General features: G+C 40.6%; 14 protein-coding genes. 3 read left to right on the forward strand and 11 right to left on the reverse strand.

The window, feature by feature from the left end; genetic code table 11:
- Positions 1-132 precede the first annotated feature (132 nt).
- A complete protein-coding gene (locus tag V7D18_RS06610; protein ID WP_426152654.1) occupies positions 133-723 on the forward strand; it encodes a hypothetical protein in 591 nt (196 codons plus the stop codon).
- A gap of 307 nt (positions 724-1030) precedes the next feature.
- Positions 1031-1561 carry a DUF402 domain-containing protein gene (locus tag V7D18_RS06615; protein ID WP_426152656.1) on the forward strand — a complete coding sequence of 177 codons (531 nt, stop codon included), beginning with the start codon at positions 1031-1033 and terminating at the stop codon, positions 1559-1561.
- A 1000-nt stretch (positions 1562-2561) separates the two neighbouring features.
- Here V7D18_RS06615 and V7D18_RS06620 read toward each other — a convergent pair.
- Both V7D18_RS06620 and V7D18_RS06625 read right to left on the reverse strand, forming a co-directional pair.
- The gene (locus tag V7D18_RS06620) at positions 2562-2747 is read right to left on the reverse strand and encodes a hypothetical protein (protein ID WP_426152658.1); all 186 of its coding nucleotides are present in this window, start codon (positions 2745-2747) and stop codon (positions 2562-2564) included.
- Positions 2748-2775: 28 nt separating this feature from the next.
- Positions 2776-3669, reverse strand: a complete 894-nt coding sequence (locus V7D18_RS06625) for a DUF6591 domain-containing protein (protein ID WP_426152659.1) — start codon at positions 3667-3669, stop codon at positions 2776-2778.
- Between the two features lie 244 nt (positions 3670-3913).
- Here V7D18_RS06625 and V7D18_RS06630 point away from each other — a divergent pair, with 244 nt between their 5' ends.
- Positions 3914-4153, forward strand: coding sequence for a hypothetical protein (locus V7D18_RS06630; RefSeq protein ID WP_426152661.1), 240 nt, complete (start codon positions 3914-3916; stop codon positions 4151-4153).
- Positions 4154-4276: 123 nt separating this feature from the next.
- On the opposite strand, the gene V7D18_RS06635 is transcribed toward V7D18_RS06630, so the two are convergent.
- The 9 genes from V7D18_RS06635 to V7D18_RS06675 form a co-directional block, all read right to left on the reverse strand.
- Positions 4277-5287, reverse strand: coding sequence for a GGGtGRT protein (locus V7D18_RS06635; protein ID WP_314459018.1), 1011 nt, complete (start codon positions 5285-5287; stop codon positions 4277-4279).
- Between the two features lie 74 nt (positions 5288-5361).
- Positions 5362-6054 (reverse strand): iron-sulfur cluster assembly scaffold protein, encoded by a 693-nt coding sequence (locus tag V7D18_RS06640; RefSeq protein WP_097003839.1) that lies wholly within the window; start codon positions 6052-6054, stop codon positions 5362-5364.
- Between the two features lie 177 nt (positions 6055-6231).
- Positions 6232-7479 (reverse strand): NlpC/P60 family protein, encoded by a 1248-nt coding sequence (locus V7D18_RS06645; RefSeq protein WP_426152664.1) that lies wholly within the window; start codon positions 7477-7479, stop codon positions 6232-6234.
- Positions 7480-7566: 87 nt separating this feature from the next.
- A complete protein-coding gene (locus V7D18_RS06650; RefSeq protein WP_426152666.1) occupies positions 7567-8931 on the reverse strand; it encodes an MATE family efflux transporter in 1365 nt (454 codons plus the stop codon).
- 60 nt (positions 8932-8991) lie between these two features.
- Positions 8992-10380: an NADPH-dependent glutamate synthase gene (gene gltA, locus V7D18_RS06655; protein WP_426152668.1), complete on the reverse strand. Its 1389-nt coding sequence runs from the start codon at positions 10378-10380 to the stop codon at positions 8992-8994.
- A complete protein-coding gene (locus V7D18_RS06660) occupies positions 10380-11270 on the reverse strand; it encodes a sulfide/dihydroorotate dehydrogenase-like FAD/NAD-binding protein (protein WP_426152670.1) in 891 nt (296 codons plus the stop codon). The genes gltA and V7D18_RS06660 overlap by 1 nt, the downstream gene beginning before the upstream one ends.
- A 134-nt stretch (positions 11271-11404) precedes the next feature.
- Positions 11405-11911, reverse strand: a complete 507-nt coding sequence (locus V7D18_RS06665; protein ID WP_426152672.1) for a dihydrofolate reductase — start codon at positions 11909-11911, stop codon at positions 11405-11407.
- Between the two features lie 14 nt (positions 11912-11925).
- Positions 11926-12549 carry a hypothetical protein gene (locus V7D18_RS06670; RefSeq protein ID WP_426152674.1) on the reverse strand — a complete coding sequence of 208 codons (624 nt, stop codon included), beginning with the start codon at positions 12547-12549 and terminating at the stop codon, positions 11926-11928.
- Positions 12550-12717: 168 nt separating this feature from the next.
- The gene (locus V7D18_RS06675) at positions 12718-13287 is read right to left on the reverse strand and encodes a hypothetical protein (RefSeq protein WP_426152675.1); all 570 of its coding nucleotides are present in this window, start codon (positions 13285-13287) and stop codon (positions 12718-12720) included.
- Positions 13288-13297: the final 10 nt, after the last annotated feature.

Raw genomic sequence — 13297 nt, forward strand, 5'->3', positions numbered from 1 at the left:
TTAATTATTTTTTACTTTACATACCTTTCATTATATTTTTTAATTCCAGCAATTTATATCAGACTATGGATGCAATGATGCATTTTATGTGTTATAGTGAAAAGGTATTAACTAAAATAATAAGAGGTGTATATGAGTATGAAAGTAAGAAGTTTAACAACACTATTAACAATTACTGTGCTTTTATTAACTGCATGCCAGTCCAAGAGTTCCAACGAAGCAAATGAAAGTTTAGAAGTTAGAGCGAACCAAGCAGAATCTGAAAGGGACGCTTTAAAGTCTCTAACTGAAGGAACTAATACAACAGTCACAGATCAGCAAACTAATGCCACTAATTTTGGTGAACACGAAACTGTACAGTCAAACGATCTGCCCAACTTTCTTGATGATAAAGGAAATATCAACAAAGATATGGTTACAACTTCTTGCGCGGCTTTAATTGTGGCAGGCGTTGATCCCGATCAGGCAAAATTTGTTGGTTTTGAAAATTACGAAGAAATAAAAAATGATGAAGGAAAGCAAAATGCAGGGTTTCGTGTAGATTTAATCTTTAAAACGAATTTACGAAATTTATCTTGTGTCGTTTATTACTTTTATGGATCTAATGAATGGACATATGTTGGTGTAAAAAATTACGAAAATCTTCATTGGTATACCATTAATGAAGGAATGGGAACTGATATTCCATTGTACGATTATGAAACTGATATGCCCGTAAAATAATGCATAATTTCACTCCACCCGCGGAAAAAGAGGAGGCTCCTCTTTTTGCGGGCAAAGGAGTAACATCTTCTGTACTCCTGATGATGAACCAGATAGAAGAATAGAGTTCGTTAAGTTTCAAGATATGCTGCGGACAACAGAAGTATTTTCGCAAATGACCTTAGCAGGTTGCAACTTTAAAATCCAGAAACGCTATGCCGCAAAATTAGAATTTAACGAAATACTGTATATTGGAAACTTAATATTGAAAGTTGGTAGCAATCGGTGTATTCTTAAAAAAGATTAGAAATTGGCGAGGTACTATATTTTGAAAAAAAGTAGATTGTCATATGATGAATGGAAATGTATAGTTTCAAAAGATATGTATGGAAAAAAAGTAAATACCGAATTTTTTAAGGGATACATCGGACTTATCGATATAAAAGAGGTAAGCGAAAAACAGAGATGGAAATTCAACGGCGAAGAGATTACGGTTTGTGATAAAGGGTTGAAATGGTTGTCTATTCTGCCACAAGATGATTTTTATTGTATCACTGTTATGATGAATGAAAGAAATGATATTTTGGTGTGGTACATAGATATGATAGCAGAACAAGGAATCGACATAGATGGCGTGCCTTATTTTAATGATTTGTATTTAGATTTAGTTGTTTATCCCGATGGGAAAATTATGATAGATGATATGGATGAACTTGAGGAAGCATTATTTCAAAAAGATATTACTCAAGAACAATATAATCTAGCAATCAATACAAGTAATGAACTTAGAACTGGGTTACTGAATGATGTTAATGTTTTTATTGATTATACGCAGAAATGCCATGGAATAATTAAATAAATATATTTTTAAATTCCAAGTTAATACAAAGAAAATAAATGAGCTACTGACTATGAAATTAGTAGTTTTTGGCTTCATCGGAACATGCGATTGTATTTAGTGGAATGTTATTGTTTGTACATGTATTAGAAATTGAACGTCTAACAGCAATTGCACTTAGTGAATCACTTAACAATTCAGTATCTGCTGCTAATATCGATAATTCATTATCATTTAAGCAATCTGCTATTTGACAAGCTAACGTAGTAATGAATAATAAATCGCAACAATAACTCATAATATCACCTCTGTTATGTATATGATAAAAGTCACCATATTATACCTCAAAACGTGATGCTAAGTATAATCAAAAGCGTTTTCATAAAGTATTTCCTTATTTTATCAGGCTTACAAATGCATGCAAGTGCATAGAAGTAAAATGCTCATTACTAAGTTACATTTGGGTATCAACTAGTTTCACTAATAGCAATTTTTAATCCTTGTTTACGACACTCATAGAGCTGTTTGTTTGTATAGCCCATCCATCTGGCATACATAATGTGATTATCGTACTTGCGACAGTTAAAACCACGATCTTTATAAAGTATAAGGAGATTCGGAATACCCTGAATGTCATTTGGATCAAGCTTTATAATTATGCTACCTGGTAACATTGCTTTAATTTCTTTTTTCTAATTTAATTGAAACTCACTCTCTAACATTTTTGACAGACCTCCTTTATTGGTTTGTTAAAAGATAAAAAAGAAAAGGTTAAGTTATTTTTAATTTTTAATTTCGCTCATTTAATCTCCTTCTCTCCATAAAAACCCAGAAAAAATGACCAAAGTCCACTTTTTTCTAATTCCCGTCCACTTTTATTTTAAAACTGGCAAGTGCCTTTTTAAGAATTCTTACTGTATTAATCACATTAATATTCATAATCATCGCCTCTTTCTTATTTTATTTTTTGCAAACAAAAAGCCCATACCATTTTATGTACAGGCCGCATGATTTTTTATACTTATTTATTTCTTCCGCCAGGTTCAAACTCACCTCGACACCACCTAACAAAATTTCCAGAATGTAATAGATATGTCTTTACTGTATTGTCTTTTAAGATGCCATCACTGTTAGCTTGGTTAACTTCGCTTTCGTACTGCTGATATAGGTCTTCAATTTCTTTTATTAATTTGTCATTTACTTTCATCTGTATCCCCTTTCAATAGAAATACTGATTACTGTGTTGCCGCTGCTAACTTCTGAGTAATCCTGGCTGAAACTTCCACATAATATGCCGCTTCTTCTGTTGAGAGCTGATCATTATTTAACTCGTTCATCTTACCCATCAACTCAGTATACTTCTTCATGTAGTTAGTGTAGTCGGTTATCATACTTGCTTGATCAGTTGATTCCTTATACTTCTTCATAAAAGCAATATACTCGTCAAAGAACTCCTCATAGCTATCCATAGCCGCTTTGAATTCAGGACTTATGCCAGTTGGCTGCTCTTTTGTTTTAAGACCGTCAATATAGGCTGTGTCTGCATATGTCACACATAACCACTGCTCGTTATCCCATGACATCGATCCGGCGCCTATATACATATTATCATGTGTCCAAATCACTCCATATTCAGCCTGCTTATTATCAGTTTTCGTCCAATATTTGTCTGGGTTATCCGTGCTCGGTTCACCGTATTCTTCTTTTAACGAGTCTTTAATACTATTGAAGTCTTCCATATAAAGATCTTTTTTGTCGGCATAGTCAATATCAGGAAGCATTACTACTTGATATAGTTTACCATTTTCAAAATCGAACTCAACAACCACATCTTTATTAAGAAATTTAGACATACCTTTAAGCGCTGTATCATCTTCCGATGTCCACGATATGTCTGTCTCATATTTTTTAACAGTGGCTATATCGTCACCCCAGCAAGTATTTTCAAAATTTGTATCTTCACGAGATGTTACTTGTGTTTCCGATTCTTTTATGGTTGTCTCAGCTTCTTTTAATTCAGTACTTTCAGTAGTCTCCTCCACGATACTATTCACAACTTTTGTCTCAACCTTCTTCCCGCACCCAACCAGACATCCGCATAGCAATACCACAAGTACCACCTTTTTCATACTCAAATATCCCCTTTTCATCACACATCATTTACCGGATTATACCATATACCGGATATTAGTTCAACATCTCTCTTTATTAAGAAGCCAAAAGAAGGAATGAAGACTGAGGCGGGTACTAATAGAATTGTTCCGATACATGAAGATTCGTTCTCTAGTAGAAAAGAAATATAAAGAAACTGAATCACTCAGAAGTGAATATCTGATAAATTGTACTGATACCTGTACGCATAGAAGCAGCTTAATGTTTACTTATGATAAATATCAAAAAAGATTTATTAAAATTCGAAACGATTTAAAACTGAATCCACAACATAGAGCTCATGATTGGAGAATGCAGTTCATAACTATGGCTAAAAAATATGGAATTGATGAATACGCAATCAAATATATGGTTGGTCATTCAATAACTGACATTACAAAGAGAGTTTATACTAATCGAGAAATTGACTGGTTAAAGATTGAAATAGAAAAAATAAAATAGCATGTATTTAGTGTAGGAATATGGTTGTAGGAGTGGTGTAGGAATAATATATGATTTACATACATTTTTCTACTTTTTGCCACTCCTAACCACATCTATAAAGTACCGAGGTTACTGGATTTCTTAGAATTTACCTGCGTTAGCAGCCTCTTCAATACCAACAGCTACAGCTACAGTTGCGCCTACCATAGGGTTGTTACCCATACCGATCAGACCCATCATCTCTACGTGAGCCGGAACGGAAGAGGAACCTGCGAACTGAGCATCAGAGTGCATACGTCCCATAGTATCTGTCATACCGTAGGAAGCTGGACCTGCTGCCATGTTATCCGGGTGAAGGGTACGTCCTGTACCGCCGCCGGAAGCTACAGAGAAATACTTTTTGCCTTTTTCTGTACATTCCTTCTTGTAGGTTCCTGCTACCGGATGCTGGAATCTGGTTGGGTTGGTGGAGTTACCTGTGATGGAAACGTCAACGCCTTCCTTCCACATGATAGCAACGCCTTCTGTTACGTCGTTTGCGCCGTAGCAGTTAACCTTTGATCTTAAACCTTCTGAATAGGATTTTCTGAACAGCTCTTTTACTTCGCCTGTGTAGTAATCCATCTCAGTTTCTACATATGTAAATCCGTTGATTCTGGAAATGACCTGAGCTGCATCTTTTCCCAAACCGTTTAAGATTACTCTTAATGGTTTCTGGCGTACTTTGTTTGCCTTCTCAGCAATACCGATTGCGCCTTCTGCTGCTGCAAAGGACTCATGACCAGCCAGGAAGCAGAAACAGTCTGTGCCTTCTTCCAGAAGCATCTTTCCAAGATTTCCGTGACCAATACCTACATTACGCTGATCAGCTACGGAGCCTGGAATACAGAAAGCCTGAAGACCTTCACCAATTGCTGCTGCTGCATCTGCCGCTTTTCTGCAGCCTTTTTTGATTGCGATCGCTGCGCCTACTGTATAAGCCCAACAAGCATTTTCGAAACAGATAGGCTGGATCTTCTTCACCTGTTCGTAAACATCCAGACCTGCATCTTTAGTAATCTTTTCCGCTTCTTCAATAGAAGCGATGCCATAGCTGTTTAAAACAGAATTGATTTTGTCAATTCTTCTCTCATATGATTCAAATAAAGCCATTATCTTGTCCTCCTTATTATTGGCCAAATCTCTTCGCTTTCATAACCGGATACCGGCAGGCTTTTGCCGACCGATTATTCGTGTCTTGGGTCAATGATCTTTGCAGCTTCCGCTACACGGCCGTACTGTCCTTTTGCTTTCTCCCAGGCAGTATTGGGATCATCACCTTTCTTGATGAAATCAGTCATCTTACCAAGGCTTACGAACTGATAACCGATGATCTGATCTTCCTCATCAAGAGCGATGCCTGTTACATAGCCTTCAGCCATTTCCAAATAGCGAGGACCTTTCTTTAATGTTCCATACATGGTACCAACCTGAGAACGAAGACCTTTTCCTAAGTCTTCCAGTCCCGCACCGACCGGAAGTCCGTCTTCTGAGAATGCACTCTGAGTTCTTCCGTATGCGATCTGTAAGAATAACTCTCTCATTGCTGTATTAATGGCATCACAAACAAGGTCTGTATTCAATGCCTCTAAAACGGTTAATCCTGGCAGAATCTCAGCTGCCATAGCAGCGGAGTGTGTCATACCGGAGCATCCGATTGTTTCCACTAATGCTTCCTGAATAATACCCTCTTTAACGTTAAGAGTCAGCTTGCATGCGCCTTGCTGGGGAGCACACCAGCCAACACCATGTGTCAGACCGGAGATATCTTTAACTTCTTTTGATTTTACCCATTTTGCTTCTTCTGGGATTGGAGCAGCGCCGTGATGAACGCCCTGTGCTACTGTGCACATCTCTTCTACTTCATGTGAATAAATCATGTTAAAACTCCTTTCAAATAAGTAATCATCATGAAAAGTACTTTGTTAATTATATCACATCATACTTGATACCATTTTCTCATATTCTGTCGAATTCCGCAAGTGTTTTTTAGACCATACATACCAATAGCCGGAGAGTGGAACTGACCCGTTCCTTCTCTCCGGCTTATGTACTGATTATTGTATTACTCTTCTTACCGACAATATGGTACGATAAGTGGCTGTTCCAACCTTAATACCGGTAGCCGGAGAACTGGCATGAACAATCTGGCCGTTCCCGATATAGATACCGATATGTCCTGCATAGCAGATTAAATCTCCAGGCTGTGCTTCGGAATAAGAAACTTCTGCTCCCACAGAACGCTGTTCGGATGAACTTCGTGGCAGGGAATATCCAAAATGCCTGTATACGGATTGCACGAACCCGGAACAGTCTGTCCCGTTTGTCAGGCTGGTTCCGCCAAACACATAGGGGTTGCCCACAAACTGCAGACCATAATCTGCAACCGATCTTCCCTGAGCCGTTCCACCCGTACTCTTTGATGCGGAAGGTCCGGAATATTTGCTGTTATTATTGGCGCTGCGGCCGCCGGTGTTGGAGGCTGATTTTTTCCTGGCTTCCTCTTCCGCCTTTTTTCTGGCCTGTTCAGCCGCTTTTTTCCTGGCTTCTTCTTCCTTTGTCTTACGGATTTCTTCATTCTTTTTTGCTACCGTCTGTGCATAAAGATCCGCATCCTTCTTGGCCTTTGCCAGCTGGCTGTCAAAATTTGAAACTTCTTTTTTCTTGGTGGCGATGAGAGTTTCCAGCTGTTTCTTCTGGTCCTTATACTCCAGCTCCATCACTTCCATCTCATTCTTGTCCTCTTCCAGATCATCCTTATAATCCGCAACCTGCTGCTTTGTCTCCTGAAATTTAACAAGCATCTTCCGGTCATATGTATAGATACCTTCTACGTATTCCGCTTTATTAAGCAGATCTGACATATCCTTTACCTGAAGAAAAATATCCATGTATTGTGTATCACCCTTCTCATACATATACTGGATTCTTTTTTTCATGGCCACATACTGCTTTTCTTCTTCTTTTTTCGCTTCCTGGTAATCCGATTCTGCCTGTTTGATTTCCTTTTCTTTATTCGCCATATCGTTTTCCAGAACTTTAATATCTGATAAAAGAGCCGTTAAATCAGTGGTAAGCTTAGAGACCTGATTCTGAGCCGTTTTTTTCTTATTCTCAGCTTCCTGCGCCTGTTTATTCGCCTCATTCAGCTTTTTCTGAGCTTCCTGCTTTTCTTTTTCTGCCTTGGAAGTTGCAAAGACCGGAACAGTCTGTGTGCAGACCATGGCACTTATCATGATTCCGCAGAACAGCCTTCGCAGTACTCCTGCATTTTTATGATACATAATCTGTACTTTTCGCTTCATCGTCAGTCCCTTTGCTTTTTTTCTATCTTTATCCCACTTATATGTTAACGTAAACCATAGGTAAAATTCAAGTCTAAAATGAAAAATTTATAAAAAAGATTTCTTCTGTCCTTCCACAAGCTTTCTTGAAACGATAATAAAACACAGGAAAAACAGAATTCCCTTTATAATACTGGATATGGAAAATGCCCACCAGATTCCGTCAAGTCCTAAAGCTGTGCTGCCTAAGAACATGGCAAGAGGAATCCTTGCCGAGGTAAATACGATACTGATAACAGAGCTTAACAGGGTTTTTCCAAGCCCCGATAATGCACCCACCGTGGTAAGTTCCACACACATAAACATCTGACTGACACCTAAAATAACCAGATAACGCACTCCCATTGGAATGACATCTGCCTCATGTATGAAAAGCCCGAATATCTGCTTTGGAAAAACAATCAGCAAAAAAGTGCAGAATAAACCCCAGCAAAACATCACTGCTGCTGCCGTAAAGTATCCCTTTTTTACTCTCCCATACTGCTTCGCCCCATAATTCTGACCCACAAAGGAATTAATCGCTGCTGCAAAACCATCTGCAGTCATCCATGAGATGGATTCAATCTGCCCCCCTACCCGGAGTACAGCGACTGCCGTATCACCAAACCCGGCTACAAAGCGGGTGAGTACCATGGAAATGCTGGTGTAGATTAAATTCTGAACAGAAGCCGGGAATCCGATCCGGATCATGGCCCCCATATAATCCCGGGGAACTCTCTGGAGCAGGCGTACTTTATCAAAAACCATTCTGTCTTTACGGATTGCTTTTAAAAAAACAACCGTTACAACTGCCTGGGCAATTACCGTAGCTGCTGCTGCCCCGCCGACACCAAAACCTTTTACCGGTCCCCCTCCGAAAATTAAAAGCGGATCCAAAACCATGTTTAATACAAGTCCTGCCGTATTGGCCTTTAAGGGAGTTCTGCTGTCTCCCATGGCCGTGAGAATACCGGTCAGGATCACATTCATATAAGAAAATACAATCAGACCGCAGGTGATTTTTAAATAGATCCGGGCATTCTCCACGATCCATATGTCACTCAGTCCGAAAAAACCGATCAGCGGCCTTGCTCCAAATATGCAGAGACCGCCATAAAGAACAGAAAACAGGATTCCCAGCTGAAGGGCCCCTGATGCATATTTCGCTGCTTCCTCTTTTCTGCCTCCTCCAAGGGCATGGGCAACTTTTACCTGCCCTCCCATTTTAGCCAGTGCCACAACTCCCTGGGAAAGCCAGACATACATTCCGCCTGCTCCCACCGCAGCAACAGACGGGGCACCAGCAATGCCGATCCACGCCATATCCGTCAGGCTGTAAGCCATCTGAACCAGTGCGGTAACCATGATGGGCAGTGCCAGTTCTGTCAGTGAAGTAAAAATGTGTCCCTTTAGTAAATCAACTTTTTTATTCATAAATCATTTTCTCCGTTTCAAAAGGGCTGCCAGCTTAGCGGCAGCCCTTTACTGTCCGGATTATTCCCTGGCAGAAAGATATTCGTCAATTCCTCTTGCGCCGGCACGTCCGGCTTCCATAGCCAGAATCACAGTTGCAGCTCCTGTCACTGCATCTCCTCCGGCATATACGCCTTCCTTGCTTGTCTTTCCTGTAGATTCCTCTGCAATAATACATTTGCGCTTATTAATATCCAGTCCCTTAGTCGTATTGGATATTAAAGGATTGGGGGATGTTCCCAGTGACATGATGACAGTATCTACATCAATGACAAATTCAGATCCTTCCACCTCTACGGGTCTTCTTCTGCCGGAAGCATCCGGTTCTCCAAGTTCCATTCTGATACATTTCATTCCGCTTACCCAGCCCTTCTCATCGGTGAGAATCTCAATCGGGTTTGACAGAAGATCAAATATAATTCCTTCTTCTTTTGCATGGTGCACTTCTTCCGCTCTGGCAGGAAGTTCCGCCTCACTTCTTCTGTAGACAATGTGCACTTCAGCTCCAAGGCGAAGAGCAGTTCTCGCTGCATCCATCGCCACGTTACCTCCGCCGACAACCGCTACTTTCCTTCCCGCTACAATGGGAGTATCATAATCATCGCGGAATGCTTTCATTAAATTACTTCTTGTTAAGTACTCATTGGCGGAGAAAACACCGTTGGCATTCTCACCCGGAATTCCCATAAACATCGGAAGTCCGGCTCCTGAACCGATGAATACGGCCTGGAATCCTTCTTCATCAAGAAGTTCATCAATGGTCACAGACTTTCCAACAATCACATTGGTTTCAATCTTAACGCCCAGCTTCCTGACATTGTCGATCTCCGGCTGTACCACTCCATCTTTTGGAAGACGGAACTCCGGGATACCGTAAGTAAGTACACCCCCCGGCTCATGAAGAGCTTCAAATATGGTAACTTCGTATCCCAGCTTTGCAAGATCGCCTGCACAGGTGAGGCCGGAAGGACCGGAACCGATCACTGCCACCTTTTTTCCGTTGGTTTTTTCAGGTGCCTCCGGTACAATTCCATGCTCTCTGGACCAGTCTGCAACAAACCGCTCCAGCTTGCCGATAGAAACCGGTTCTCCCTTGATTCCGCGGATACACTGACCTTCACACTGGCTTTCCTGGGGACATACACGTCCGCATACAGCAGGAAGAGCGGAGGATTTTGCAATCACTTTTGCAGCTTCCTCGATATTGCCCTGTTCCACTTCCTTAATGAATCCTGGAATATTGATGGATACCGGGCAGCCCTTTACGCATTTGGGATTCTTGCACTGGATACATCTGCTGGCTTCTTCTCTTGCTTCTTCTTCATTATATCCAAGACAAACTTCTTCAAAGTTTGTTGCTCTTACTTTTGGATCCTGTTCTCTGACTGGTACTTTCTTTAAAACGTCCATTAGTTGTCACCTCCACACTGTCCGCAGCCGCCATGATGAGTATCGCCTTCCCGGGCTTTTAAAATCGCACGCCCTTCTTCGCTCTTATACATCATCTGACGCTTCATAGCTTCGTCAAAATTCACTTTATGGCCGTCAAATTCCGGTCCATCCACACAGGCAAATTTGACCTCGTCCCCAACAGTGATACGGCAGGCTCCGCACATTCCCGTACCGTCGACCATAACCGGGTTTAAGCTGACAATGGTTGGAATTTCCAGTTCCTTTGTCATAAGGCAGGTAAACTTCATCATAATCATTGGCCCGATCGCAACGCAGACATCATAATGTTTTCCCTGATTCACCACCAGATCCTTAATTACTTCGGTGACCATTCCTTTTCTTTCATAGGAACCGTCATCAGTTGTCACATATAAATTGCCGGCCTGTTCTCTCATGGCATCTTCTAAAATAAGTAAATCCTTTGTCTTTGCGCCCATGATAACATCAACCGATATTCCGTGTTCCCTCATCCATTTCACCTGGGGATAAACAGGAGCAGTTCCCACACCGCCGGCTACGAATAAATACTTTCTTTTCTTAACTTCTTCTAAATCTTCTTCCACAAATTCCGATGCATTACCCAAAGGTCCTACTACATCCTCAAAGCTGTCTCCTGTTTTTAAATCAGCCATCTTTTCCGTGCTGGCACCCACTGTCTGAAATACAATGGTAATTGATCCCTTATCACGATTATAATCACAGATTGTGAGCGGAATCCGCTCTCCTCTGTCATCCATCTTAACGATAACAAATTCTCCAGGCTGGCAGGCTTTGGCAATCCGGGGTGCTTCCACATCCATCAGATAGATCTTGTCAGCTAACATCTCTGCTTTTAAAATCCTGTACATCTTCATCCTCCTAATGTCTTCGTGAATATACCTTCGCACCGTTCCTGAAAGCCTTCCTGACAATCAGGCGAAATGGTACTCGTTTCATATTATCATTTTTAAGTATCAAAAACAATATGAATTAAAAAATATCATTATTTTTTTATCGATTGACCAGTTCTCTGGTACATACGGAACGTATAGCATAAATCAAAGTATGTCTGTTCTTCACTTTCAGCAGTCATCTCCCAGCCGTTGTCCTTATCCAGATCTGGAAAATGGGTATCGGCGCTGTATGCATAGTCAATATATGTCACATGAGCCGTATCACAATACGGCAGAAACTGTTCATAAATGCTCTGTCCGCCAATGACGAAGCATTCTTTTCCCGTATGCTTATCAAGCTCTTCCATCACTTCTTCTATACTGTGGCAGATTACGGCACCTTTCACCTTATAGCCGGGGTTTCTGGTAAGGACAATATTGATCCTTCCATATAATGGCTGTTTTCCCGGAAGACTCTCCAATGTCCTGCGGCCCATGATGATTACTTTTCCAAGAGTTTCCTCCCGGAACATCCGCTTATCCTCAGGTATGGATACCAGAAGCTGGCCCTGATTCCCGATGGACCAGTTTTTATCCACTGCTACAATCAAATTCATAAGCATGTCCACCTTTATTCTTCCTCTGCAAGAATCAGCTCCTTCGCATAGGGGAGCGTTTCAATCCAGCTGCAGAATGTATGCCATTCCTTTAATTTGTGCCCTCTTCTTGCAAAATAAATATTGATTAAAGTTTCATAATTCAATGTACATGTGCGCATCTGGTTATAACTGGTGGGGAGAAGCTGGATCATATCATACCAGTCTTCCTTGTTTTTTGTTTCAATATAGCGCAGCCGGATCTTTTCCAATTCTTCCACAACTGTTCCCATAAAGGCAAGAGTTCCCTCTGTCATATGGTCATGGCTGAAGTCATCCATATCAAATGGTTTAGAATGCATCTTGTGCATGGTGCTTGTGGAGTTCGCTACGGTAGATACTTTATAGGTATCGTATTCCTTCCACCAATACAGGGGAGCGGTCACATCTACAGAAACAAAGATCTGGCGAATGAACTTTCTATGGTCGCTGCCGGCCTTTCTTAAACGTCTAGCAAGACCCAGATCGTTGGGTCCAAGAATGTATTCTCCATCCTCGTTGTATTCACTGTCCATACGGTCCCAGCTGTTCATCGGGTTTCTTGCACCACGAATGGCATTTTCTATGTTCATAACACTGGTTCTTTCACATTTTAACATGGTATCTTCCTTTCTGAATGCGGATTCCCTGTTTCATAGTCCTATCCATTATAAAACAAAACATGTGTTTCGTCCATTCCTTTTATACTTCAGATAAAAATCTCTTAGAATTAGTAAAAGGAGCTGCGCATTGCTGCAACAGCCCCTGATTAAAAAACTTTTATAGTCTTATTTTATCACCGCACCCTGTTTCCTCTTCTCTAACTCCGCCACATATAATTTACCGGCCAGTTCATACCGTATTGTCTGCCGCCCACTTTCTCTCATTATTTTAATGTCATTTTTTTTAGCAAAATCCTGTACTAGTTCCTCAGATATCTGATTGACCAGTATTTGCTTTATCAACCTTTGTTTTGCTTCACTGTAAATATAATCGTAATAGACTCTTGCATCATATTTTTCAGGTCCATATATCTTCTCTCCAGCCATCACGGCCTGTTCCCGTCTGGCGTTTTCTTCTTTTACCTTTTCCTGAAAGGTGGAAAAAGATATATCTTCAATAATTCCATAATCCTTTAACATCTGCTGCTCAATTTTTGCATAAGCCACCCTGTCATCAGCCGTATCGTCTTTTTCTCCTATACTGCCCGTAAAAACATGCGACAGAAAGGAGTATTCTTCTTTATATATCTTATCACTATTTATTAATATTACAGGTTTTCTTTGAAATAAAGTTAATAGGAATGCAGCAATCCCCAGCACACACACCGTTCCACATATAATTAATCTTCTTTTCATGACAGTCTCC

The organism is Lacrimispora sp. 38-1, from assembly GCF_049890855.1.
Classification (GTDB): domain Bacteria; phylum Bacillota; class Clostridia; order Lachnospirales; family Lachnospiraceae; genus Lacrimispora.

What these genes read in the sequence shown, in the direction of transcription:
- V7D18_RS06635 (WP_314459018.1), bottom strand. Translation starts at nt 5,287, where the DNA reads ATGGCTTTATTTGAATCATATGAGAGAAGAATTGACAAAATCAATTCT.
- V7D18_RS06650 (WP_426152666.1), bottom strand. Translation starts at nt 8,931, where the DNA reads ATGAATAAAAAAGTTGATTTACTAAAGGGACACATTTTTACTTCACTG.
- V7D18_RS06675 (WP_426152675.1), bottom strand. Translation starts at nt 13,287, where the DNA reads ATGAAAAGAAGATTAATTATATGTGGAACGGTGTGTGTGCTGGGGATT.
- V7D18_RS06665 (WP_426152672.1), bottom strand. Translation starts at nt 11,911, where the DNA reads ATGAATTTGATTGTAGCAGTGGATAAAAACTGGTCCATCGGGAATCAG.
- V7D18_RS06610 (WP_426152654.1), top strand. Translation starts at nt 133, where the DNA reads ATGAGTATGAAAGTAAGAAGTTTAACAACACTATTAACAATTACTGTG.
- gltA (WP_426152668.1), bottom strand. Translation starts at nt 10,380, where the DNA reads ATGGACGTTTTAAAGAAAGTACCAGTCAGAGAACAGGATCCAAAAGTA.
- V7D18_RS06620 (WP_426152658.1), bottom strand. Translation starts at nt 2,747, where the DNA reads ATGAAAGTAAATGACAAATTAATAAAAGAAATTGAAGACCTATATCAG.
- V7D18_RS06640 (WP_097003839.1), bottom strand. Translation starts at nt 6,054, where the DNA reads ATGATTTATTCACATGAAGTAGAAGAGATGTGCACAGTAGCACAGGGC.
- V7D18_RS06660 (WP_426152670.1), bottom strand. Translation starts at nt 11,270, where the DNA reads ATGTACAGGATTTTAAAAGCAGAGATGTTAGCTGACAAGATCTATCTG.
- V7D18_RS06630 (WP_426152661.1), top strand. Translation starts at nt 3,914, where the DNA reads ATGTTTACTTATGATAAATATCAAAAAAGATTTATTAAAATTCGAAAC.
- V7D18_RS06670 (WP_426152674.1), bottom strand. Translation starts at nt 12,549, where the DNA reads ATGTTAAAATGTGAAAGAACCAGTGTTATGAACATAGAAAATGCCATT.
- V7D18_RS06645 (WP_426152664.1), bottom strand. Translation starts at nt 7,479, where the DNA reads ATGAAGCGAAAAGTACAGATTATGTATCATAAAAATGCAGGAGTACTG.
- V7D18_RS06625 (WP_426152659.1), bottom strand. Translation starts at nt 3,669, where the DNA reads ATGAAAAAGGTGGTACTTGTGGTATTGCTATGCGGATGTCTGGTTGGG.